This is a genomic window from Salinimicrobium oceani (assembly GCF_012037645.1).
This window is the reverse complement of the sequence record NZ_JAAVJR010000964.1, coordinates 1-382: the sequence shown is the minus strand read 5'-3', so window position 1 is coordinate 382 and position 382 is coordinate 1. Positions and strand designations below refer to the sequence as shown.

General features: G+C 44.5%; 1 protein-coding gene. It reads left to right on the top strand.

Annotation, left to right across the window (positions count from 1 at the left end; translation table 11 throughout):
* Positions 1-382, top strand: a 382-nt coding sequence (locus HC175_RS20275; RefSeq protein WP_209310144.1) for an alkaline phosphatase family protein, incomplete at both ends; no start/stop codon positions are given.

The window sequence follows — 382 nt, the reverse complement described above, 5'->3', positions numbered from 1 at the left end:
AGGAGAAAGAAGGATCATGGTGAATTCGCCAAAAGTGGCCACTTACGACCTGAAGCCTGAAATGAGCGCCTTCGAAGTAACTGCGGAAATTGTTCCTGAAATCAGGAATCAGTCGGCAGATTTTATTTGCCTTAATTTTGCCAATCCGGATATGGTTGGCCACACAGGCGTTTTTGAAGCAGCTGTAAAAGCATGTGAAACCGTTGACCAATGTGCTAAAGAAGTCATTGAGGCTGCGGTAGAGAACGATTACAGCGTGCTGGTGATCGCAGACCATGGGAACAGCGAATTCATGATCAATGAAGATGGCAGCCCAAATACAGCTCATACCACCAATCCTGTACCTTGCATTTTGGTAGATAAAGAAATAAAGACCATCAAA